This window comes from Klebsiella sp. JN_Kp122, assembly GCF_040062085.1.
In the GTDB taxonomy this organism is placed as follows: domain Bacteria; phylum Pseudomonadota; class Gammaproteobacteria; order Enterobacterales; family Enterobacteriaceae; genus Klebsiella; species Klebsiella aerogenes.
In genome coordinates, this window is sequence record NZ_JBEAHW010000047.1 from 144,165 (window position 1) to 167,854 (window position 23,690).

A 23,690-nucleotide genomic window follows, 5' to 3' on the forward strand; every position below is an offset into this window, starting at 1 on the left:
GTACGGAACACTGTTATGTTAAGCCCCCTGCTCCGCCGTTATACATGGAATAGCGCCTGGCTATATAACGCCAGGATATTTATTGCGCTTTGTGGCACCACGGTTGCGCCGTGGTGGATTGGCGAAGTCAAACTCACCATCCCGTTAACGCTTGGGGTGGTTGCCGCGGCGTTGACCGACCTCGACGATCGCCTTACCGGGCGGTTACGTAATCTCGCTATTACGCTGGTCTGCTTCTTTATTGCCTCCGCGTCGGTGGAGTTACTGTTTCCATGGCCATGGCTGTTTGCTATTGGGTTAACCCTGTCCACGACGGGTTTTATCCTGCTCGGCGGGCTGGGTCAACGCTATGCCACCATTGCTTTCGGCGCCTTACTGATCGCTATCTACACCATGTTAGGGGTCACTCTGTATAACAGTTGGTACCTGCAGCCGCTCTTTTTGCTGGCTGGTGCCATCTGGTACAACGTATTGACACTCGCAGGGCATCTTATTTTTCCCATCCGCCCACTGCAGGATAACCTTGCGCGCAGCTATGAACAGCTGGCCCAATACCTTGAACTTAAATCCCGACTGTTCGATCCGGATATCGAAGATGAAAGTCAGGCCCCGTTGTACGATCTGGCGCTCGCTAACGGCAAGCTGGTTGCGATGCTTAACCAGACGAAAGCGTCTTTACTGACACGCCTGCGCGGCGACCGCGGGCAACGCGGCACTCGTCGCACCCTTCAGTATTATTTCGTCGCCCAGGACATTCATGAGCGTGCCAGCTCATCACATATTCAGTATCAGACGCTTCGCGACCATTTCCGCTACAGCGATGTGATGTTCCGTTTCCAACGGATGTTGTCAATGCAGGCGCAGGCCTGTCAAAAACTTTCCCGCGCCATTCTCTTACGCATCCCGTATCAGCATGATGCGCACTTTGAACGCGCCTTTATGCATCTGGACGCGGCGCTGGATCGCGTCCGCGCCAGCGGCGCGCCGCAAGATCAGGTCAAAGCGCTGGGTTTTCTGCTCAATAACCTACGCGCTATTGATGCGCAATTGGCAACTATCGAATCGGTGCAGACCAGCGTGCTGGCCAGCAACCATCCCGAAAATCTGCTTGCCGACGATCGCCCTAGCGGGTTTAGCGATATCTGGTTACGACTGCGCAGCAATATGACGCCGGAATCGGCGCTTTTCCGCCACGCGGTGCGAATGTCACTGGTGCTGTGCGCGGGCTATGCGTTCATTCAGTTTACCGGCCTCAACCACGGTTACTGGATTCTGCTTACCAGCCTGTTTGTTTGTCAGCCGAACTATAACGCGACCCGGCATCGTCTGGCGTTAAGGATCATCGGTACATTGATTGGCGTCGCGATCGGCCTACCGGTGCTGCTGCTGGTTCCCTCGGTTGAAGGCCAGCTTCTGCTCATTGTACTAACCGGCGTGCTGTTTTTCGCTTTTCGCAACGTGCAGTATGCGCACGCCACTATGTTTATCACGCTGCTGGTACTGCTGTGCTTTAACCTGTTAGGTGAAGGATTCGAAGTCGCTTTACCGCGTATCCTTGATACGCTGATCGGCTGCGCCATCGCCTGGGCGGCAGTGACCTTTATCTGGCCTGACTGGAACTTCCGTAACTTACCTCGCGTACTGGATCAGGCCATCAACGCTAACTGCCGTTATCTTGACGCTATTCTCGAGCAGTATCATCAGGGGCGCGATAACCGTCTTGAGTATCGCGTTGCCCGGCGTAACGCACATAATCGGGATAGCGAACTGGCATCAGTGGTATCAAATTTATCCACAGAGCCTAAAGCCGACAACACGATGCGTGAAACGGCATTCCGCCTGTTGTGTCTTAACCATACCTTTACCAGCTATATTTCCGCGTTGGGGGCGCACAGGGAAAAACTGACGACTCCGGAAATACTGGCGTTACTCGATGATGCCGTCTGCTACGTCGATGATGCGCTGCATCATTCTCCCGCAGACGAACAGCGTGTTCAGCAGGCGCTCAGCAACCTGCAATCGCGAATTCAACATCTGGAGCCGCGAGCCGACAGTAAAGAACCATTGGTCCTGCAGCAGATTGGGCTACTGCTCGCACTGCTGCCGGAAATATGTCGTCTGCAGCGCCGGATTGCTGGTCAACCGGAATAATCCTCCACGCTGTATCCTTGTGTATTAGCCCACTCCCGTAGCTCCTGGCGCCGCTGCGCCGGGAGCGCGGCGGAATGAATGCCGGCAATCGCGCCCGCCAGGGACTCAAGGACATTGATTGATATTCCTTTATTATGCTCTCTCAATTTTAACCAGCTCTTTTCCGCCCCGAGTGTACGCAGCATTTTCACATCGGTTATTCCGGCATGGATCAACATCAACTCCATATGGAAGCTGATATTAGGCAAATTCTTTAGTCTGCCGGAATCACGCTGATGCTGCTTTTCGCTTCGCGCCGAATGCAATGACAGCTGCGATAGGTGAAACAGCATTTTACTGTCCTGCCATAGTGCTTCATCTATCCGGTAATACTTTAAGGCCACTGGCCGGCCATTCTTGCGCATCATCAGCATCGGGCTGTGATGTTCAACCCGATAAGAGGCGCTTTGTTCGCAAACCCTAAGATAGATTTCGCCCTCAGCCACCATGGCGAATACGGTATTTTCAATCGCCAGACTATACCCGCCGAATAAAGGCCGGCTACTGATTTTACCTAAGGGGGAAAGGCACTCCTGAAACTGGAGGAACCGTAATTTTGAAATTTTCTTCATGATCATTCCTTTGGTAATCATGCACATAAAAGTAATTTTATTAACGGATCCGTTATTGAAGAAAATAAGTGAGTTCGTTTTGTGCAGCAAGATGAATTTTGGCTTCATCTCAATCAGCTCGCTGTTTTGCGAGGCGCTTTCAGGAAAAAGTTATTCTGCAAATTGTGTTACAGAGACTCGCTGAATACTTAAGCAATGTTAATTGATGAACAGCATATCGGCCCCATTGACGACACGCCCGGTAGCCGTGAAGTAAAGATTAACGGAGGAAAATGTCGCCTGCGGGTTCAGCATAGAGACAGTGAATTCATATAAATAAGTCGCCGCAGCGATAATTCATAGCCGGGTAGAGTGCATAAAATATATGCAAAAATGGGAAAATGAGGTTGACGACGCCCCCTGGCAGATATACTGTATATGCATACAGTAACCCACAGGCGAGATAGACTATGTTTACTTCAGCTCACGCAAATCGTTCACCACTGACTTCGGCTTCAGTACGTCGCCCTTCGCACAGCGTCGTCGAACATTCAGCCACTGGGCTGATTAGTGAAATCGTCTATCGCGAAGATCAACCCATGATGACGCAGCTTTTGCTGCTACCTTTATTACAGCAGCTTGGCCAGCAGTCGCGCTGGCAACTGTGGCTCACCCCGCAGCAAAAGCTGAGTAAAGAATGGGTACAGTCGTCCGGCCTTCCGCTTTCAAAAGTGATGCAGATTAACCAGATGTCGCCCTGCAATACTCTGGAATCGATGATTCGCGCTTTACGTACCGGGAATTATAGCGTGGTTATTGGCTGGCTGACGGATGAACTTACTGAACAAGAACATAAACGTCTGGCGCTCGCCGCAGAAGAAGGTCATGCGATGGGCTTTATCATGCGCCCGGTGAGAAATACAAGCCAGCCTGGGAGACAATTAAGTGGGCTAAAAATTCACTCAAATTTATATCATTGAGTGAAATTAGGATTAATCCTGGAATTTTTTTTGCCTCGTCAAAAACCATTCTCGTAAAGTGGTTAATTTCACAGAGATCCCGGTGTGGTGCGGTTTTGCGACTTTTCACCGCGTTCACAAATTAACCATATTTGTTAAATATTGTGTATACAACCCTTTTTTTTCATATGCCTGACCGAGTTCACACTTGTAAGTTTCTAACTAAGTTGTAGACTTTACATCGCCAGGGGTGATCGGCTTACGCTGCATGTATCAGCATAGTTAACAACGAGTCACGCCCCCGGTGAAGGATTTAACCGTGAGGTCTTATGTACCTTCATGGCGAATTTTGGATGATAATGAGGCGCAAAAAATGAAAAAGACAGCTATCGCGATTGCAGTGGCACTGGCTGGCTTCGCTACCGTAGCGCAGGCCGCTCCGAAAGATAACACTTGGTATGCAGGTGGTAAACTGGGTTGGTCCCAGTTCCATGACACCGGCTGGTACAACAGCAACCTGAATAACAATGGTCCGACCCACGAAAGCCAGCTGGGCGCTGGTGCGTTCGGTGGTTATCAGGTTAACCCGTACCTCGGTTTCGAAATGGGTTACGACTGGCTGGGCCGTATGCCTTACAAAGGCGACAACGTTAACGGCGCATTCAAAGCTCAGGGCGTTCAGCTGACCGCTAAACTGGGTTACCCGATCACTGACGATCTGGACATCTACACCCGTCTGGGCGGCATGGTATGGCGCGCTGACTCCAGCAACAACCGTATCGGTGACAACCATGACACCGGCGTTTCCCCAGTATTCGCTGGCGGCGTTGAGTGGGCAATGACCCGTGACATCGCTACCCGTCTGGAATACCAGTGGGTTAACAACATCGGCGACGCTGGCACTGTAGGCGTTCGTCCGGACAACGGCATGCTGAGCGTTGGTGTTTCCTACCGTTTCGGTCAGGAAGACAATGCACCGGTTGTAGCTCCGGCTCCAGCTCCGGCTCCGGAAGTCACCACCAAGACCTTCACCCTGAAGTCTGACGTTCTGTTCAACTTCAACAAAGCAACTCTGAAACCAGAAGGTCAGCAGGCTCTGGATCAGCTGTACACCCAGCTGAGCAACATGGACCCGAAAGACGGTTCTGCAGTTGTTCTGGGTTACACCGACCGCATCGGTTCCGAGCAGTACAACCAGAAACTGTCTGAGAAACGTGCTCAGTCCGTTGTTGACTACCTCGTAGCTAAAGGCATCCCGGCTAACAAGATCTCTGCTCGCGGTATGGGCGAATCTGATCCGGTTACCGGCAACACCTGTGACAACGTGAAAGCTCGCGCTGCACTGATCGACTGCCTGGCTCCGGATCGTCGTGTTGCGATCGAAGTTAAAGGTTACAAAGACGTAGTAACTCAGCCGCAGGCTTAAGTTTCCTACGATAAAAAACCCCGCTGATGCGGGGTTTTTTTTGGCCTGATTTTGAGTTCAGAGGAAAATCTCAAGCAACGTTGGCCGCTACTTACTCTTTTCCTAAGAGCACCTGCAGATCGTGCTTCAGGCTCGACATCTTGCTGGCATATTTTTCTTTATGCTCGGCGTCTTCAATTAGCTGTACGATGGTTTCTGATAATGTCTTGCCTCGCCGTTGCGCAAGCCCGGCCAGGCGTTGCCAGACAACGAACTCCAGATCGATGGACTTTTTCCGCGTATGCTGATGCTCGGCGTTAAAATGACGCTTGCGTCGTGCGCGAATAGTCTGCTTCATCCGGTTAGCGAGCTCCGGATTCATATGCTGATCGATCCAGGTATTCACCAGAACAGGTTCATTTTCGAGCGTCAGCAAGACATCGACCGCGGCTTGCGCAGCGCTGGCTTCAATGTAGCGGGTAATCAACTCACCTTCCCGGTGCTTCTTTACCAGATATTTCCATTTCCAGCCGCTTTCAAGGTTTTCCAGTTGTTGATATTTCATTGCGATCTCAATGTGACCGTGTAACTCATTTCAGGATATCAGTTTTTTCTGGATGTGCTGAGAATAAATCATCTTTCGTGAAGTGGACGATTCCATTATCAGCGTGATAAACGCAATCCTCCGTGTGCGCAGACGCGGTATCGGGTATAATCGCTCGTTTTACATCTGACTAAAAAACAGCGACTTTGACCATTACGAAACTTACCCGAAACGACCTCGCTCCTGATACGGAAAGTTATCAGGCGCTGTTTACCCAGGTCAATCTCGCCGAGACAGAGGCATCCCTCGCCGGCGATCTACAACCCCGTTTATTTTATGCGCTGGAACAGCTTCTGATCACGCCAGCCATTTCATCATTTATGCTGGTAAAGGCGCCGGAAGAGCCGGAGTATCTGCATTGGGTAGCCGAAGCCGCGCGCAGCCTGCAGCAGTCCACGACAGCGCTATGCGGTGTACGCTATCAGGTCAACGGCGGCAACGTAACCATGTCGCCGGCACAAAGCGCGGAAGACAATTTTGCCAGCAACGGTCCGGTTGAATCCGCCGACTGGATTGAAGCGGAACAGCTCTTTGGTTGCGTACGCCAGTTTAACGGCGAAATTTCGCTGCAGCCGGGTCTGGTGCACCGCGCGAACGGCGGCGTCCTGTTGCTCTCCCTGCGTGCGCTACTGGCCCAGCCGCTGCTGTGGATGCGCCTGAAGAACATGGTGACCCGTCAGCGCTTTGACTGGTTGCCCATTGATGAATCCCGCCCTCTTCCCGTTAGCATTCCTTCCATGCCGCTGAACCTGAGGATCATTCTGATCGGCGAGCGTGATGCTCTGGCCGATTTTCAGGAGATGGAACCGGAACTCGCGTCGCAGGCCATTTACAGCGAGTATGAAGATAACCTGCAGATAGCCGATGCCGACACCCTGAAACTCTGGTGCCAGTGGGTCTGGCAACATGCTCGTCAGCTTTCGCTGCCGGGGCCGGCGGCTGACGCATGGCCGCTGCTGATTGCAGAAGGCGTGCGCGATACCGGCGATCAGGAGACGCTTCCGCTTTCCCCTCTCTGGATTGGCCGCCAGCTGCGTGAAGCGGCAGCCTTCTGCGAAGGCGATTTGATTAGCGGCGCGGAGATGCAAACCATGCTCGAGCGCCGTGAATGGCGTGAAGGCTATCTTGCCGAGCGGATGCGCGATGAAATTCTTCTCGATCAAATCATGATTGATACCGAAGGCGAATGCATCGGCCAAATCAATGCCCTGTCGGTAATCGAGTTTCCGGGCCACCCGCGCGCCTTTGGCGAACCTTCGCGCATCAGCTGCGTGGTACATATCGGCGACGGCGAATTTATTGACGTTGAGCGTAAAGCTGAACTGGGCGGTAATATTCACGCCAAAGGCATGATGATCATGCAGGCGTTTATTATGTCCGAGCTCGAACTTGAACAGCAGCTGCCGTTTAGCGCATCGCTGACCTTCGAGCAGTCCTACAGTGAAGTAGATGGCGATAGCGCCTCAATGGCTGAGCTGTGCGCGCTTATCAGCGCGCTGGCCAATGTGCCGATTAACCAGAGTATTGCGATTACCGGCTCGGTCGATCAGTTCGGTCGCGTCCAGCCGGTCGGCGGACTGAATGAAAAGATTGAAGGTTTCTTCACCATCTGCCAGCAGCGCGGATTAACAGGCAAGCAAGGCGTTATTATTCCGTCTGCCAACGTCCGCCATCTGAGCCTGGCACAGGAGCTTCGCCAGGCGGTGGCTGACGAACAGTTCTTTATCTGGGCCATTGACGACGTTACCGAAGCCCTGCCGCTTCTCACCCAGCTGCAATGGGATGGTGAAGGACAAACGCTACGACAAACTATTCAGGAACGGATTGCGCAGGCGATGCAACAAGAGACTCGCCATCGTTTTCCATGGCCGCTACGCTGGTTAGGCGGATCAAATTCGAACTGATCGGACTTGTTCAGCTTACACGTGTTAGCTATCCTGCGTCCCGAACTCAAAATAAGGCTTACTGAAAACATGGTAGATAAACGCGAATCCTATACAAAAGAAGATCTTCTTGCCTCTGGTCGTGGTGAACTGTTTGGCGCGAAAGGCCCGCAACTGCCGGCGCCGAGCATGCTGATGATGGACCGCGTCGTCAAGATGACCGAAACCGGCGGCAACTACGACAAAGGTTACGTTGAAGCTGAGCTCGACATCAACCCGGACCTGTGGTTCTTCGGTTGTCACTTCATTGGCGACCCGGTAATGCCTGGCTGCCTGGGTCTGGACGCAATGTGGCAACTGGTTGGCTTCTATCTGGGCTGGCTGGGCGGCGAAGGGAAAGGCCGTGCGCTGGGCGTAGGCGAAGTGAAATTTACCGGTCAGATTCTGCCGACGGCGAAAAAAGTCACCTATCGTATCCACTTCAAACGCATCGTAAACCGTCGCCTGATCATGGGCCTGGCGGATGGCGAAGTGCTGGTAGATGGTCGTCTGATCTACTCTGCAACTGACCTGAAAGTAGGTCTGTTCCAGGATACTTCCGCGTTCTGATTTACCTTCCGTACTTATCCTCAAGTACAAAAGGCGAAGCCTTCGCAATGCGAAGGCTTCTTTTTTAAAGAGACAGTCAGGCAGTTTGCACCCTGTCCTCCATGGCTTCTCGCCAACCTCCTAGCCAATGGGACCTCTGATTAAGGGTCTGGTAGGGACACATTTCTTTCGATCTACCGGTAATGCCGGCCTGATATCCACGCTGATGTGCCCGTTCCAGGCGATCTCGTTTTTGTCTCTTCATGCCTCGTTTCCCTCATTATTTGATCTGGTGGAAAAGAAAACAGTGGTCACTAAATATGCAACCACGTATAACCTTTACCGCGAAACGCAGGCAGCGTCAATGCGCAAAATTCACGCCAGTGTCATATTTGTGAGCTATATGAAAGTTCATTTGTACAAAAATCGTGAGCCAGCACAACTATCAACCTGATGCGGCAAATAAAAAAGCCGCGGCGATTTTTCAGGTCGCGGCGGCTTTAATTTTATTAATTTTACTTATGGCAGGCGGTTCAACTCACTCGCAATTGCGGTGGCTTCCTGGCTCCAGGCCTGCGCCAGAGTCTTAACCATCGCGTCATAGCCATCCTGCTGTTGCTTAAGTTCAATATTGAACGGACGCTTGATTAACTGCCCCTGATGCTTAAGCAGCCATTCACCGCTAACAATGACCCGGCCGTCGTAGCGGCCGTGGAAGCCGCTAACGGAGACATTAAGCGTATCCTGCTCGCTGCCTAACGGCTGCGATGCCACCACCCAACCCGGCAGTTGATTGCTCAGATTCACCACCAGCGTGGTACGTAACTGCTGGTCCAGCGGGCTCGCCCACAGATTGTTATTAGCAATCACATACTGCACATCGGTAGTCTGATAAACCACGCCATTCCCGGCCAGATAATCAGGGATACTGACCTGCTCAACCCACAGCAAATTCTTGCTCTGGTGAGCGGCGCTTTGCGCGCCGCTCTTTGCTACCGGTAATTGATAGTAAGTTTTACTCTCACCACCGCTGCTGCAGGCCGTCAGTACGCATACCGCTGCCGCTACTAACCACTTTTTCATTATTTCGCTCCCTTCGGCTGCGGATCTTTTTTATCCTTGGCCTCAAATACCAGCGCATTGCTCTTGTCGTTGAGGGTTTTCAGTACCGGCTGCAGTTCACGAAGCACCTGATCCAGTCGCTGCATATCCGCAACCATCTTATTGTAGGCCGCCGAGCCTGGCTGGAAGCCCTGCATACTGCGGTTCAACTCGCGCAACGTACTCTGCATATCAGCTGGAAGCTGCTGCATCGACTGGCTTGAAGTGATCTTATTCAAGTTGTCGAGCGTAGTCTGGACACGCTGCATGGTTTTCTGGCTCTGCGCCAGGGTACTGGTCGCCTGCTCCAGCAGCGGGTTAATCGGCAGATTGTTAATCTTATCGAGCGCATCCATCAGACGCTGCTGGATCTGTGCCAGACCGCCGCTGACGGTTGGAATGATCGGATAGCCGCCGAACTCCTGAATCTTGCCGCGCGGAGGCGCTTTCGGATAGAAGTCGAGATCGATATACAGCGCGCCGGTTACCAGGTTGCCGGTTTTCAGCGAAGCACGAAGCCCGCGGTTGATCAGATCGTCAATATGCGCGCGAATGTTCGGATCGCCGCCCAGTTGATTGATCAGACGTTCCGGCTCGATACGTATTTCAACCGGGATACGATAATCATCGTTCAGGCTCTGTTTCAAACCGGGGATAAAGAACGGCACTTTGCCGACGGTACCAAGACGAATACCGCGGAATTCAACCGGCGCCCCTGGCTGCAGACCACGCACTGAATCTTTAAAGAACAGGACGTAATCAATATGCTGGGTGAACACCGAATCCTGAATACTCTTCTGATCGTCAAACAGGTGGTATTCCGTTTTATTCGCCACCGGCTCGCCGAGATCAAGTCCTTCCGGAATGTCAAAGCTCACACCGCCGCCAAACAGCGTCGACAGCGATCCCATCTCGACGCGCATTCCCGCGGACGTGAGGTCAACCGCGATACCGCTATCTTTCCAGAAGCGAACGTTGGTCGTCACCAGACGGTCGTTCGGCGCATTGATAAACAGCTGATAGGTGATGCGGCGCTTCTGCGTATCAAAGGTACTGGTTTCAACCGAACCGACGCGATAGCCGCGGAACAGCACCGGATCACCAGGCGAGAGTTGCCCGGCTTTGCTACTTTCCAGCAGAACACGGATACCTTTGGCATCCGGTGAAGCCAATGGCGGCGAATCCAACAGCGGATACTGCGGCGCCACAGAACCTTCTTTACCTGGCTGCAATTCGATATAGGCACCGGAAAGCAAGGTGCCGAGGCCGCTAATCCCCTCGCGCCCCACCTGCGGTTTCACCACCCAGAACACCGAGTCTTTATGCAGCAGCTTCTGCATCCCCGAGTTCAGACGCGCTTTAATTTCTACATGTTTCAGGTCATCAGTCAGGATAGCGCTTTCCACTACCCCGACATCAACGCTGCGGCTCTTGATACGCGTTTTACCCCCTTCAATGCCTTCGGCGTTGGTGGTGATAAGCGTCACCTCCGGCCCCTGGTGGCTGTAGTGGTAAAACAGTATCCATGCGCCGATGAGCACAGTCACAATCGGAAAGATCCAGACCGGTGACCAGTTCTTCACCTTCTGCACTTTCGCTTCTCCGCTCTTATTTTCCATGCTGTTGCATTTCCTCATGGCTTGGATCTGGTTCACGGTCCCACAATAGACGTGGGTCAAACATCATGGCCGAGAACATGGTCATAACAACGACCAGCGCGAACATCACCGCGCCTATCGCCGGATAGATATTCATCAAGCCTCCCATACGCACCAGCGCCGAGAGTACCGCGATGACAAAAACGTCGATCATTGACCAACGGCCAACAAATTCAACCACTTCATAAATCAGGTGCATACGCTCTGAATCGCGCGCGCCGTTTCCGTTCGCACTCCAGCATAGCCAGCCGATAGCGATCATTTTTAACGTCGGCACCATGATACTGGCGATAAAGATAACCAGCGCGACCGGGTAAGAGCCCTCACTCCACAGCAGAACGACTCCCGCCATGATTGTCGACGGCATTTTATCGCCCAGCAGATCGGTAATCATAATCGGCAGAATATTGGCGGGTAAATAGAGCACAAATGACGTCATCAGCAGCGCCAGCGTCCACTGCAGGCTGTTTTTACGCCGCGGGGTACCTTTGGTGTGACAGCGCGGACACTCTTTCTCATCCGCTGGCAGCACCGCCGTGCAGCACGAGCAGGAACGCAATCCCTGACGAAGCCCCGGCACGCCAGGGCGCAGCGGCTGCTTAATGACCGGCATTGGCGCAATGTCGTCCCACAGCCAGCGGCGATCGACGCACTGAAACGCCCGCAATTGCAGCAGGCAGAACAGACACCAGGGAACAAAGCTCAGCCCAACGCCGATATCACCATAGGCCATGAGTTTAACGAAGCTGACCAGCACCCCGGCGAGGAAAATCTCCGCCATCCCCCAGCTTTTGAGGTGAAACAAAATCCGCGCCAGAAACGCCTTCAAGCGTGAAGGCATATGAACGCGATTGACCAACAATAAGATGGTCACCAGACAAAACGCCGGGACCAGTTGGACAAAGAGTAAAAAGAACGTACCGAGGCTGGCGTAATCCTCGCTGAACAGCACATTAGGGATTTCCAGCAGCTCAATTTCGCTGCTGATCCCGCCGACTTTCATATAAACAAAAGGAAACAGGTTCGCCAGCAGCAACATGAACAGCGCCACCAGCGCATAGGCCGTGGGGCGCTGCCGCGGCGCGTCCCACGATGTGGTGAGCGTGGTGCCGCAGCGTGGGCATGCGGCTTTCTGGCGATGCTCCAGCGGCGGCAAAGCCACCAGCAGATCACATTGTGGGCACAATATGTGCCGCGCAGCATGATGATGATCGCACATGAACACTCCTCAGCTTAAGCGCCGTTTTTGAGTCCTTCGAGATATTCCCAGCGTTCAAAGGCCGCTTCCAGGGCCTGTTCCGCTTCCGCTAACTGCGCCAGCACCTGCTGGGTCTGGTCATGCGGCTGGCCGAAGAAAGAAGGATCGGCAACTTTTTCCTGCAGCGTCTGCAGTTGAGTTTCCAGATCTTCCAGCTTCTGCGGCAGCTGTTCCAGTTCGCGCTGCAGGTTATAGCTTAGTTTGCTGGCAGAGCGTTTGACACTTTCTGCTTTCGGTTGAGCGACTTCCGCCGGTTTTTTTACAATCGGCTGTTTATTCGCCAGCGACTGCGCTTGCTGTCCGCGCGCGTCGTGATAACCGCCGATATATTGGCCGATACGCCCGCCGCCCTCGAAGATCCAGCACTCGGTCACGGTGTTGTCAACAAATTGACGGTCGTGGCTCACCAGCATCACGGTGCCCTGGTAGCCATCGATCAGCTCTTCCAGCAGTTCCAGCGTTTCGACATCAAGGTCGTTAGTCGGTTCATCAAGAATCAATAAGTTACTGGGTTTCAGGAACAAGCGCGCGAGCAGCAGACGGTTACGCTCCCCGCCGGACAACGCGCGTACCGGGGTCATCGCCCGTTTTGGATGGAACAGGAAGTCCTGCAGATAGCCCAGCACGTGACGCGGCTTACCGTTAACCATCACCTCTTGTTTACCTTCCGCAAGGTTATCCATCACCGTGCGGTCCGGATCCAACTCCGCGCGGTGCTGATCGAAGTAGGCGACTTCCAGCTTGGTACCGACGTGGATACGCCCGCTATCGGCCTGCAACTGGCCGAGCATCAGCTTCAGCAGCGTGGTTTTACCGCAGCCGTTCGGGCCAATCAGCGCAATCTTGTCGCCACGCTGGATTTGCGCGGAGAAATCTTTGACCAGCACTTTGCCGTCAACCTGATAGTTGACGTTTTCCATCTCAAAGACGATTTTGCCGGAGCGAGAAGCCTCCTCGACCTGCATCTTCGCGCTGCCCATCACTTCACGGCGTTCGCCGCGCTCGCGACGCATCGCCTTCAGCGCGCGGACGCGCCCTTCGTTGCGGGTACGACGCGCTTTAATCCCCTGGCGGATCCACACCTCTTCCTGCGCCAGCTTGCGGTCGAATTCAGCATTCTGCAGCTCTTCGACGCGCAGCGCTTCTTCTTTATCCAGCAGATATTGATCGTAATTGCCCGGATAGGTCACCAGCTTGCCGCGATCGAGGTCGACAATGCGCGTTGCCATATTGCGGATAAAAGAACGGTCGTGCGAAATGAAGATAATGGTGCCTTTGAAGGATTTGAGGAACCCTTCCAGCCAGTCGATAGTTTCGATATCGAGGTGGTTAGTCGGTTCATCCAGCAACAGCACGCGCGGCCCGCTAACCAGCGCGCGGCCCAGCGCCGCTTTACGCAGCCAGCCGCCGGACAGCGACGCCAGCTGCGCGTCGGCGTTAAGGCCAAGCTGCTCGATCACTTCGTTGATACGGCTATCTAACTGCCACAGCCCCAGGTTATCCAGCTGTTCCTGCAGGCGAGCCAATTCATTTAAATTTTTATCGCTCGGATCGGTCATCACCTGATGCGAAACATCATGATAGGCCTTCAGATACGCCGCCTGTTCGGCGATCCCTTCCGCGACAAAATCGTACACCGTACCTGCGACATTACGCGGAGGATCCTGCTGCAGACGCGCAACGATCAGATCCTGTTCATAAATAATACGCCCATCGTCCAGACCCTGCTCGCGGTTGAGGATTTTCATCAGGGTCGATTTACCGGCGCCGTTACGCCCTACCAGGCAGACGCGTTCGTTATCTTCGATATGTAGTTCAGCATTATCCAGCAGCGGCGCATCGCTGAACGAAAGCCAGGCGCCGTGCATACTAATCAGTGACATTCTTTATTCCTTTCAGGCCGCGGTAATCAGCCAGCAGTTGTGGATCTGACGGTTGCGGGCAAAATCCTGCGACAGCGTTTTTTGCGAAATTTCTTGCGCCTTCAGGCCAAGCGCCGCCAGCCCGTCATGATCCATACGGAAACCGCGTTTGTTATTCGAGAACATAATCGTGCCGCCTTTACGCAGCAGACGTTTTAGATCGGTCATCAGACGGATATGATCGCGCTGCACATCAAAGGCATCTTCCATTCGTTTGGAGTTGGAGAAGGTCGGCGGATCGATAAAGATCAGATCGAACTGCTCGGTGCTTTCCCGCAGCCAACCCAGCACGTCCGCCTGCATCAGGCGATGCGCACGGCCGGTTAAACCATTGAGACGCAGGTTGCGTTCCGCCCATTCCAGATAGGTGCGTGACATATCGACAGTCGTAGTTGAGCGCGCGCCGCCCAGACCGGCGTGAACGCTGGCGCTGCCGGTATAGGAGAACAGGTTAAGGAAATCCTTACCCTTGCTCATCTGGCCGAGCATACGACGGGCGATACGGTGGTCAAGGAACAGACCGGTGTCGAGATAGTCGGTAAGGTTAACCCACAGACGCGCGTTATACTCCTGTACCTCGATAAAGTCGCCCTTCTCCGCCATCTTCTGGTACTGATTTTTACCCTTCTGCCGCTCGCGGGTCTTCAGCACCAGTTTATTCGGCGCAATCCCTAACACCGCGATAGTCGCGGCGATAATATCGAACAGACGCTGGCGCGCTTTGTGCGCATCGACGGTTTTCGGCGGCGCGTACTCCTGCACCACTACCCACTCGCCGTAGCGGTCGATAGCTACGTTATATTCCGGCAAATCGGCATCGTACAGGCGATAGCATTCAATGCCTTCCTGACGCGCCCACTTTTCAAACTTCTTCAGGTTTTTACGTAAGCGGTTGGCAAAATCTTCCGCCAGCATCGCCGGCTTGCCGCCTTCGCTTTCCGCCAGATGATAGTTCTTCTGTACGCAGTCCAGCGGGCCGTTTTTGGCTTTAAACTGTTTATCGGCGCGCAGCTGCAGGCAGCTCAGCAATTCCGGCGAGGCGCTGAAGACCGACAGGTTCCAACCGCCAAACTGGTTTTTCATAATCCGCCCCAGCAGGCTGTGCAGGGCAATCAGCGCCGGTTCGCTTTCCAGACGCTCGCCGTACGGCGGGTTACTGATAACGGTGCCATACGGGCCTTTCGGCAGCGGATTATTGAGCTGCGCGACGTCTTTTACTTCGAAATTGATAAGCTCGCCAATACCGGCGCGGCGGGCGTTGCGGCGCGCGCGTTCAATCACGCGCTCGTCGACATCAGAGCCGTAGAAGCGTGATTCATAAGCCGCCAGCCCCTGGCGAGCGCGCGTTTGCGCCTCGGCTTTCACCTCTTTCCAGATAGCGTCATCGTGTTGCGCCCATCCGCCGAAGCCCCAGTGGCCGCGGTGCAGGCCCGGCGCGCGATCGGTCGCCAGCATCGCCGCTTCAATCAGCAACGTGCCGGAACCACACATCGGATCGAGCAGCGGCGTTCCCGCCACCCAGCCGGAGCGCATGACGATTGCCGCCGCGAGGTTTTCTTTGATCGGCGCCATGCCGGTGCCATCACGGTAGCCGCGCAGATGCAGACCTTCGCCGCTTAGATCCAGTGAAATATGCGCCGTTTCTTTGTTCAGCCAGACGTTGATACGCAGATCGGGATTCTCACGATCGACATTCGGACGCGGCAGATTTTTACGCGTGAAGCTATCGACGATAGCGTCTTTGACTTTTAATGCGCCATACTGACTGTTGCGGATTTCCTCATTGAGGCCGCTAAAATGCACCGCAAAGGTGGCGTCAGTGGTAAAGATCTCCGTCCACGGAATCGATTGAACCCCCAGGTAGAGATCCAGATCGCTATACACGCTGCACTCGCCCAGCGGCAGCATGATGCGCGAGGCCAGCCGGCTCCACATCAGGCTTTGATACAGCAGGCGCGTATCTCCCTGAAAATGAACCCCGCCCTGGACGACCTGGCACGCCGTGGCGCCAAGTCCTTCCAGTTCAGTTTTTAACAGCTCTTCAAGACCACGAGCCGTGCTGGCAAACAGAGATTTCATATCGTCACTTTTACTTAAAGAAAATTGGTGCGCATTATAGCCAATATGTGCCCTATGTCATAAAGTTAAAGGCTTATTTTTGAACCCAGGGGCAGCGTATGGTAACGCTATCGAAACTTTTTATTCATCCCGTCAAATCCATGCGCGGAATTGGCGTCACCCATGCCTTTGCCGATATTAGCGGCATGGCCTTCGACCGCATCTTTATGCTGACCGAAACCGACGGTACGTTTATTACCGCACGCCAGTTTCCGCAGATGGTGAAATTCCTGCCTTCGCCGCTTCATGACGGCCTGCACTTGACCGCGCCGGATGGCAGCAGCGCGCTGGTGCGCTTTGATGATTTCGCTCCCCAGGGCGAGCCGACGGAGGTGTGGGGCAACCATTTCACCGCCTTAATCGCGCCAGCCGCCATCAACCAGTGGCTCAGCGGCTTCTTCAACCGCGACGTCCAACTGCGCTGGCTCGGGCCGCAGCTAACCCGGCGAGTAAAACGCCACGACGCGGTGCCGCTCTCCTTCGCCGATGGTTATCCCTACCTGCTCGCCAATGAAGCCTCGCTTCGCGATCTGCAGCAACGTTGCCCTGCCAGCGTAAGCATAGAACAGTTTCGCCCTAATCTGGTGGTCACCGGCGCCGCGGCGTGGGATGAAGATAGCTGGAAAGTCATTCGCATCGGCGAGGTGGTATTTGACGTCGCCAAACCCTGCAGCCGCTGCATTTTCACCACCGTCAGCCCGGAGCGTGGGCAAAAACATCCGTCCGGCGAGCCGCTGGAGACGTTAAAGCGTTTTCGTACCGCGCAGGATAATGGCGATGTCGATTTTGGCCAGAATCTGATCGCCCGCAACAGCGGCGTTATCCGCGTGGGTGATGAGGTGGAAGTGCTGACGCGCGGCCCGGCGAAAGTCTATGGCGCTGGCGATAGCGACGATACTCTGACGGCCGATGCGCAGCCAAACGCGACGGTTGAGATTGAGTGGCAAGGGCAACAGTTCACCGGCAATAACCAGCAGGTGCTGCTGGAGCAACTGGAACAACAGGGCATTCGTATCCCTTATTCCTGCCGCGCCGGGATCTGCGGCAGTTGTCGTATCCGCCTGGAAGAGGGTGAAGTGAGTCCGTTAAAGAAAAATGCGGTCGCCGCCGATGGCACCATTTTATGCTGCAGCTGCGTACCGAAAACCGCGCTGCGCCTGGCGCCTTAAACCGCCTGCCCCAGGCTGTAGCTGGCCGCGCTCTGTGCCGGCTGCAGTCTGTCGTTCATAATTTTAATCACATCGCCTAACTGCATCACCCGCCCTGCCAGAGTCAATCCCGGCTGCGCCAGCAGGCAAAGCGTGGCGTTTTCACCCGGTTCGACCACCAGCAAATTGACCTGCTCGCCGGTATCGCTGATCCACACGCTGGCGGCGTCGCCGCTGGTCGGCTGCCAGTTCTGCTGGTGAGTAGTGAAATGCCAGCTCTTCGGCATCTGCGGTTTCAGAAAACGGATCGCGGTTAAGGCATTTAATACTAATTCGGCACGCTGCTCTTTGTTTAATTCAATATCGCGGCATTTTTCTTCAAAAGAAAAATAGAGCGCCGCGTCATCGACGCAAAATCCCGACGGTGCGAAAGCGTCAGGCGTTAACATGCGCCGGGCGAAACGTGAGCGAAATAACATACCATTGGCCAGATCGAGCATCATGCGGTCATGCTCTTCGTCGTAATACCAACGCCAGTTATCGTCAGGTTTAATCCGCATTTCTACCCCCGTCCTCTTCCACTTCCTTCTGCAAAGCAATGGCATCCTGCTACAGAATAATTTCTAAAATTAAGAAAAGACTAAAATGTCTAAATAAGCAACAATGAAGGAATATAAAACAACCAGGGCCGGAAATAAAGCCCTGGGGAAGATTCAGAAGGGGAAAAGATTAGATGTGTGTAACAATTTCTTTAATCAGCGGTGGCCCTTTAAAAATAAACCCGGAATAAATCTGCACCAGTGTGGCGCCAGCAGCCAGCTTTTCACGAGCGGCAATCACCGAGTCAATACCGCCAACTCCGATAATGGGCAAACGACCATTTAATTCCGTGGCCAGCATACGAATAATCTCGGTGCTTTTTAATTGTAATGGACGACCACTCAACCCACCGGTTTCATCACAATGCTTCATCCCCTGGACCAGTGAACGATCGAGGGTGGTATTGGTAGCAATGACGCCATCAATATTATGGCGGACTAAGCTGTCGGCTACCTGGATCAATTCTTCGACAGAAAGATCCGGGGCGATCTTCACCGCCACAGGAACATATTTTTGATGTTTCTGTTGAAGTTCGAGCTGCTTATTTTTAATACCGCTGAGTAAATCATCCAGCGCTTCACCATATTGCAGAGTACGTAACCCTGGGGTATTCGGCGAGGAGATATTAATGGCGATATATCCAGCGTATGGATAGACTTTTTCCATACAAATCAGATAATCATCTTTACCCTGTTCAACCGGGGTATCTTTATTTTTACCGATATTAATCCCCAGCACGCCGTCAAAATGCGCTTTTTTCACATTCTCGACCAGGTTATCAACGCCGTGGTTATTAAAGCCCATGCGGTTGATCAAACCTTCGGCATCGACGAGACGGAAGATCCTCGGCTTGTCATTGCCCGGCTGCGGACGCGGAGTCACGGTACCAATTTCGATTGAGCCGAAGCCCATCGCACCGAGCGCATCAATGCACTCGCCGTTTTTATCAAGCCCGGCCGCCAGCCCCAGCGGATTCTTGAAAGTCAGCCCCATGCAGGTAACGGGTTTCGACGGTACTTTTTGTCGAACCAGCATTTCCAGCGGCGTGCCGGTGACGCGGCGTAATTGTTGGAAGGTTACTTCATGAGCGCGCTCAGGATCGAGCTGAAAAAGAGCTTTACGAACGAAGGGATAGTACATGAACTCTCCTGGATTCCCGGTGTGCAAACCGGGGGCGTATTATGTTCGATCCGCGCCCGAAAGGGAATTGACCTGCGACAAAAAATCACGCGTCCAACGCAAACGTTTACTTCTCTGCGGCCTGTTATGCGCATTTTGGCAATTTAACCCCGGAAAAATCATTTAGGGAAATAAACGCCCTCTGTCACACTGCCACAAAATGTTATCAATTATAGATAAATGCAAACATTTGGTTATAAGGAGAGAGTATGCGCGTTATTACACTCGCGGGCAGCCCCCGCTACCCTTCTCGCTCAAGCGCATTGCTGGAGTACACCAGAGAGAAACTTACCGCGGCCGACATCGAAGTCTATCACTGGCATTTACAGAATTTTGATCCCGAAGATCTGCTTTACGCCCGCTTCGATAACCCCGCGCTACATACCTTAAATGAACAACTGGCCGGCGCTGATGGCCTGATTATCGCCACTCCCGTCTATAAAGCCTCTTTTTCCGGCGCGCTGAAGACGCTACTGGATTTGCTCCCCGAACGCGCTCTGGAAGGCAAAATTGTCCTGCCGCTGGCGACAGGCGGCACCATCGCCCATATGCTGGCGGTCGATTACGCCCTGAAGCCGGTGCTTAATGCTCTCAAAGCGCAGGAGATCCTCCATGGCGTATTCGCCGATGACAGCCAGGTCACCGATTATCAACATAAACCGCAGTTCACACCGAATCTGCAAAACCGTCTCGACCAGGCGCTGGAGACCTTCTGGCAGGCGCTGAATCGCCGCAACAGCCGCATCCCGGGGCTAAAGACGTTACAGGGGGTTGAGCATGCTTAATCCTCTGCGTGCCCTGACCCTCGGCGGGCTACTCGCGCTTTCCTTTATTACGCATGCGGCCCCGCAGGCGCCGGAAGCCCTACGCATCGGCTACCAGAAAGGCAGCGTCAGTATGGTGCTGGCGAAAAGCCATCAGCTGCTGGAGCAGCGCTATCCGCAAACTAAGATTTCGTGGGTTGAGTTTCCCGCCGGGCCGCAAATGCTGGAAGCGCTGAACGTCGGCAGTATTGATATCGGCAGCACCGGCGATATTCCACCGATTTTCGCTCAGGCTGCCGGCGCCGATCTGGTCTATATCGGCGCTGAACCCGCGAAACCGAAAGCGGAAGTGATTCTGGTCGCCGATAACAGCCCAATCAACAGCGTGGCTGAACTGAAAGGCCGTAAGGTGGCGTTCCAGAAAGGCTCCAGTTCGCACAATCTGCTGCTGCGCGCTCTACAGCAGGCAGGGCTGAAATTCAGCGATATCCAGCCGGTGTATCTTGCCCCCGCCGATGCCCGCGCCGCTTTTCAGCAGGGTAATGTCGATGCCTGGGCTATCTGGGATCCCTATTACTCTGCGGCGCTGCTGCAAGGCGGGGTACGGGTACTGAAAGATGGTAGCGACCTGAAGCAAACCGGTTCGTTCTATCTTGCCGCCCGTCCTTATGCCGAAAAGAACGGCGCCTTTATCGAAGGGGTGCTGGCGACCTTTAGCCAGGCGGATGCCCTGACCATCAGCCATCGCCAGCAAAGTATTGCCCTGTTGGCTAAAACGATGGGGCTACCCGAAGCGGTGATTGCCAGCTATCTCGACCATCGTCCGCCAACTGCGATATCGCCGGTAAGCGCTGAAACGGCCGCTCGCCAACAGCAAACCGCCGATCTGTTCTATGAGAACAAGCTGGTACCGAAAAAAATCACTATTCAAAACCGTATCTGGCAGCCTGCCCCCGCACAAGGAGCGAAATCATGAGTCTGAATATGTTCTGGTTCTTACCCACCCACGGTGACGGCCGCTATCTGGGCACCGACGAAGGCGCGCGCCCGGTAGACTACAGCTATCTGCAGCAAATCGCCCAGGCCGCCGACCGCCTCGGCTTCACCGGCGTACTGATTCCCACCGGGCGCTCGTGCGAAGATGCCTGGCTGGTTGCCGCTTCAATGATCCCCGTCACCCAGCGGCTGAAGTTTCTTGTCGCGCTGCGCCCAAGCGTGGTATCCCCCACCGTCGCCGCGCGCCAGGCGGCTACCCTTGACCGGCTCTCTAATGGCCGGGCATTGTTCAATCTGGTCACCGGCAGCGATCCGAATGAATTAGCTGGCGATGGGGTATTCCTCGACCACACCGAACGCTACGAAGCCTCCGCCGAGTTCACCCATATCTGGCGCAAACTGATGGAAGGTGAAACCGTGACTTTCCACGGCAAGCACCAGCACGTGCGCGGCGCGAAACTGCTCTTCCCACCGCAGCAGCAACCGCGACCGCCGCTCTACTTTGGCGGCTCCTCGGACGTTGCGCAGGATCTGGCCGCCGAACAGGTCGACCTCTACCTGACCTGGGGCGAACCGCCGGCGCAGGTGGCGGAAAAAATCGCCCAGGTGCGTGAGAAAGCCGCGCGCCTCGGCCGCAGCGTCCGCTTTGGTATTCGTTTACACGTCATCGTCCGCGAAACCAATGAAGAGGCATGGCAAGCGGCGGAGAGCTTAATCTCCCATCTGGATGACGAGACCATCGCCCGCGCGCAGGCCGCCTTCGCGCAAACCGATTCTGTTGGCCAACATCGCATGGCGGCGCTGCACAACGGCCGTCGCGACAAGCTGGAAATCAGCCCGAACCTGTGGGCCGGGGTCGGGCTGGCGCGCGGCGGCGCGGGTACCGCGCTGGTTGGCGATGCGGCAACCGTCGCTGAACGTATTAATGAATACGCTGAACTTGGCATCGACAGTTTTATCTTCTCCGGCTACCCGCACCTTGAGGAAGCCTGGCGAGTCGGCGAACTGCTGTTCCCACTGCTTGATGTCAACGTCCCGACGATCCCTCAGCCGCAAAACCTGCGTCTGCAGGGCGAAGCGGTAGCGAATGAATTTATCCCGCGTAAAGCGGCGCAAAGTTAGGGAGCGAACTATGGCAGCTTCTTCGCAGAAACTTCTGTTACGCCTCGCCCCCTGGTTTTTACCGGTGGGCACCGTGCTGATCTGGCAATTGGCGTCATCGGTAGGCTGGCTCTCAACCCGTATTCTCCCCTCTCCGGAGGGGGTATTGAAAGCCTTCTGGACGCTCTCGGCCAGCGGCGAACTGTGGCAACACCTGGCGATCAGTTCCTGGCGCGCCTTACTTGGCTTCGCCATTGGCGGCTCCATCGGCCTGACGCTCGGGCTCATTAGCGGGCTCTCGCGTTGGGGCGAACGCCTGCTGGATACGTCCATCCAGATGCTGCGCAATGTACCGCATCTGGCGCTAATCCCATTGGTGATTTTGTGGTTTGGTATTGACGAAAGCGCCAAAATATTTCTTGTCGCGCTGGGGACGATGTTTCCGATTTACATCAATACCTGGCACGGCATCCGCAATATCGATCGCGGTCTGGTGGAAATGGCGCGTAGCTATGGCTTATCAGGATTTGCCCTCTTTCGCCACGTGATCCTTCCCGGCGCCTTGCCCTCGATTATGGTCGGCATTCGCTTCGCCCTCGGATTGATGTGGCTGACGCTTATCGTCGCTGAGACCATCTCCGCGAATGCCGGAATCGGCTATCTGGCTATGAACGCCCGCGAGTTTCTGCAAACTGACGTGGTGGTGGTCGCCATAATTCTTTACGCCATTCTCGGCAAGCTCGCCGATTTTAGCGCGCAACTGCTGGAACGCGTCTGGCTACGCTGGAACCCGGCGTACCGTCTTCAGGAGGCTAACGCATGAATACTGCTCGTCTTAATCCCGGGATCCCGCTGTTACTCAATGGGGTCAGCAAACGCTACGGCGACAATGTCATTCTCAATGAGCTGGATTTACGTATTCCTACCGGGCAATTTGTCGCGGTGGTCGGTCGCAGCGGCGGCGGTAAAAGCACCCTGTTGCGCCTGCTGGCCGGGCTGGAAAAACCCAACGGCGGCGAACTACTGGCAGGCGCGACGCCGCTTGCGCAGATTCAGGATGATACGCGTATGATGTTCCAGGACGCGCGGTTGCTGCCGTGGAAGACGGTTATCGACAACGTTGGACTTGGGCTGAAGGGCCAGTGGCGCGATGCCGCCCGCCAGGCGCTGGCCAGCGTCGGGCTGGAAGAGAGAGCCGATGAGTGGCCGGCGGCCCTCTCCGGCGGGCAAAAACAGCGTGTTGCGCTGGCCCGCGCGCTGATCCATCGCCCGCGTCTGCTGCTGCTGGATGAACCGCTGGGAGCGCTTGACGCCCTCACCCGTCTGGAAATGCAGGAATTGATTGTCTCGCTCTGGCAAGAACACGGCTTTACCGTGTTGCTGGTAACTCATGATGTGAGTGAAGCGGTGGCGATGGCCGACCGGGTGCTGTTAATAGAAGAAAAGAAAATTGGCCTCGATTTGAACGTGGATATTCCACGTCCGCGGCGGTTCGGCTCGGCGAAGCTGGCGGAACTGGAAGCGCAGGTACTCGATCGGGTGATGAAGCGCGGCGACAACGAGCGTGCGCCGCGTTTGTTTAGTCATGGCTAACTGACGTTCCCGGCCCGCGCTTCGCTCGGCCGGGCTACCAAATCGCACAGCGCTGTAGCCCCGGTAAGCGAG

Annotated in this window: 20 protein-coding genes and 1 pseudogene; 11 read left to right on the top strand and 10 right to left on the bottom strand. The window is 54.6% G+C overall.

Annotated features, from left to right (window positions below; all coding sequences use genetic code 11):
* Positions 1-15: 15 nt before the first annotated feature.
* Complete coding sequence (yccS, locus tag ABLU78_RS21650; protein ID WP_015367427.1) at positions 16-2,151, top strand: YccS family putative transporter; 2,136 nt, start codon at positions 16-18, stop codon at positions 2,149-2,151.
* On the opposite strand, the gene ABLU78_RS21655 is transcribed toward yccS, so the two are convergent.
* On the bottom strand, positions 2,139-2,762 hold the full coding sequence (locus ABLU78_RS21655; RefSeq protein ID WP_026612357.1) for a TfoX/Sxy family DNA transformation protein: 624 nt from the start codon (positions 2,760-2,762) through the stop codon (positions 2,139-2,141). The two genes, yccS and ABLU78_RS21655, sit on opposite strands and share 13 nt — an antisense overlap.
* A gap of 449 nt (positions 2,763-3,211) precedes the next feature.
* On the opposite strand from ABLU78_RS21655, the gene sulA reads away from it, so the two are divergent.
* Together sulA and ompA are read left to right on the top strand one after the other, a co-directional pair.
* The gene (gene sulA, locus ABLU78_RS21660) at positions 3,212-3,721 is read left to right on the top strand and encodes an SOS-induced cell division inhibitor SulA (RefSeq protein WP_048228615.1); all 510 of its coding nucleotides are present in this window, start codon (positions 3,212-3,214) and stop codon (positions 3,719-3,721) included.
* Between the two features lie 352 nt (positions 3,722-4,073).
* The gene (gene ompA, locus ABLU78_RS21665; protein ID WP_015704908.1) at positions 4,074-5,126 is read left to right on the top strand and encodes a porin OmpA; all 1,053 of its coding nucleotides are present in this window, start codon (positions 4,074-4,076) and stop codon (positions 5,124-5,126) included.
* Positions 5,127-5,217: 91 nt separating this feature from the next.
* Here the strand turns inward: ompA and matP are convergent, their stop codons facing one another.
* Positions 5,218-5,670, bottom strand: a complete 453-nt coding sequence (gene matP / locus ABLU78_RS21670; protein WP_015367432.1) for a macrodomain Ter protein MatP — start codon at positions 5,668-5,670, stop codon at positions 5,218-5,220.
* Positions 5,671-5,855: 185 nt separating this feature from the next.
* Between matP and ABLU78_RS21675 the strand changes: the two genes are divergently transcribed.
* Together ABLU78_RS21675 and fabA are read left to right on the top strand one after the other, a co-directional pair.
* Positions 5,856-7,613 (top strand): Lon protease family protein, encoded by a 1,758-nt coding sequence (locus ABLU78_RS21675; protein WP_048228614.1) that lies wholly within the window; start codon positions 5,856-5,858, stop codon positions 7,611-7,613.
* Between the two features lie 69 nt (positions 7,614-7,682).
* Positions 7,683-8,201 (top strand): bifunctional 3-hydroxydecanoyl-ACP dehydratase/trans-2-decenoyl-ACP isomerase, encoded by a 519-nt coding sequence (gene fabA, locus ABLU78_RS21680; RefSeq protein ID WP_015704907.1) that lies wholly within the window; start codon positions 7,683-7,685, stop codon positions 8,199-8,201.
* A 76-nt stretch (positions 8,202-8,277) separates the two neighbouring features.
* Here fabA and rmf read toward each other — a convergent pair whose 3' ends face one another.
* The 6 genes from rmf to rlmKL all read right to left on the bottom strand — a co-directional run bounded on the left by rmf (position 8,278) and on the right by rlmKL (position 16,198).
* Positions 8,278-8,445, bottom strand: a complete 168-nt coding sequence (gene rmf, locus ABLU78_RS21685; protein ID WP_015704906.1) for a ribosome modulation factor — start codon at positions 8,443-8,445, stop codon at positions 8,278-8,280.
* 254 nt (positions 8,446-8,699) lie between these two features.
* Complete coding sequence (pqiC, locus tag ABLU78_RS21690; RefSeq protein ID WP_048228613.1) at positions 8,700-9,263, bottom strand: membrane integrity-associated transporter subunit PqiC; 564 nt, start codon at positions 9,261-9,263, stop codon at positions 8,700-8,702.
* Positions 9,263-10,900, bottom strand: coding sequence for an intermembrane transport protein PqiB (pqiB, locus tag ABLU78_RS21695; RefSeq protein ID WP_015704905.1), 1,638 nt, complete (start codon positions 10,898-10,900; stop codon positions 9,263-9,265). Before pqiB ends, pqiC begins: the two co-directional genes overlap by 1 nt.
* Complete coding sequence (gene pqiA / locus ABLU78_RS21700; protein ID WP_015367438.1) at positions 10,890-12,158, bottom strand: membrane integrity-associated transporter subunit PqiA; 1,269 nt, start codon at positions 12,156-12,158, stop codon at positions 10,890-10,892. The genes pqiB and pqiA overlap by 11 nt, the downstream gene beginning before the upstream one ends.
* Before the next feature lie 14 nt (positions 12,159-12,172).
* Complete coding sequence (locus tag ABLU78_RS21705; protein WP_015367439.1) at positions 12,173-14,080, bottom strand: ABC transporter ATP-binding protein; 1,908 nt, start codon at positions 14,078-14,080, stop codon at positions 12,173-12,175.
* A gap of 12 nt (positions 14,081-14,092) precedes the next feature.
* Entirely contained in the window at positions 14,093-16,198 is a 2,106-nt protein-coding gene (gene rlmKL, locus ABLU78_RS21710) for a bifunctional 23S rRNA (guanine(2069)-N(7))-methyltransferase RlmK/23S rRNA (guanine(2445)-N(2))-methyltransferase RlmL (protein ID WP_020079245.1), read from the bottom strand.
* 98 nt (positions 16,199-16,296) lie between these two features.
* Here rlmKL and ABLU78_RS21715 point away from each other — a divergent pair, with 98 nt between their 5' ends.
* Complete coding sequence (locus tag ABLU78_RS21715; protein WP_032711299.1) at positions 16,297-17,406, top strand: YcbX family protein; 1,110 nt, start codon at positions 16,297-16,299, stop codon at positions 17,404-17,406.
* On the opposite strand, the gene zapC is transcribed toward ABLU78_RS21715, so the two are convergent.
* Together zapC and pyrD are read right to left on the bottom strand one after the other, a co-directional pair.
* Positions 17,403-17,945, bottom strand: coding sequence for a cell division protein ZapC (gene zapC, locus ABLU78_RS21720; protein ID WP_015367442.1), 543 nt, complete (start codon positions 17,943-17,945; stop codon positions 17,403-17,405). The genes ABLU78_RS21715 and zapC overlap by 4 nt on opposite strands.
* Before the next feature lie 169 nt (positions 17,946-18,114).
* Positions 18,115-19,125 (bottom strand): quinone-dependent dihydroorotate dehydrogenase, encoded by a 1,011-nt coding sequence (gene pyrD, locus ABLU78_RS21725; RefSeq protein WP_042892893.1) that lies wholly within the window; start codon positions 19,123-19,125, stop codon positions 18,115-18,117.
* Positions 19,126-19,373: 248 nt separating this feature from the next.
* Here pyrD and ssuE point away from each other — a divergent pair, with 248 nt between their 5' ends.
* From ssuE to ssuB, 5 genes and pseudogenes are all read left to right on the top strand, one after another.
* Positions 19,374-19,949, top strand: a complete 576-nt coding sequence (ssuE, locus tag ABLU78_RS21730; RefSeq protein WP_015704899.1) for an NADPH-dependent FMN reductase — start codon at positions 19,374-19,376, stop codon at positions 19,947-19,949.
* A pseudogene (locus ABLU78_RS21735) lies at positions 19,942-20,941 on the top strand (sulfonate ABC transporter substrate-binding protein). Before ssuE ends, ABLU78_RS21735 begins: the two are co-directional and overlap by 8 nt.
* The gene (ssuD, locus tag ABLU78_RS21740; protein ID WP_015367446.1) at positions 20,901-22,046 is read left to right on the top strand and encodes an FMNH2-dependent alkanesulfonate monooxygenase; all 1,146 of its coding nucleotides are present in this window, start codon (positions 20,901-20,903) and stop codon (positions 22,044-22,046) included. Before ABLU78_RS21735 ends, ssuD begins: the two are co-directional and overlap by 41 nt.
* 10 nt (positions 22,047-22,056) lie before the next feature.
* On the top strand, positions 22,057-22,848 hold the full coding sequence (gene ssuC, locus ABLU78_RS21745; RefSeq protein ID WP_015367447.1) for an aliphatic sulfonate ABC transporter permease SsuC: 792 nt from the start codon (positions 22,057-22,059) through the stop codon (positions 22,846-22,848).
* Positions 22,845-23,618: an aliphatic sulfonates ABC transporter ATP-binding protein gene (gene ssuB / locus ABLU78_RS21750; protein ID WP_048228612.1), complete on the top strand. Its 774-nt coding sequence runs from the start codon at positions 22,845-22,847 to the stop codon at positions 23,616-23,618. Before ssuC ends, ssuB begins: the two co-directional genes overlap by 4 nt.
* Positions 23,619-23,690 lie beyond the last annotated feature (72 nt).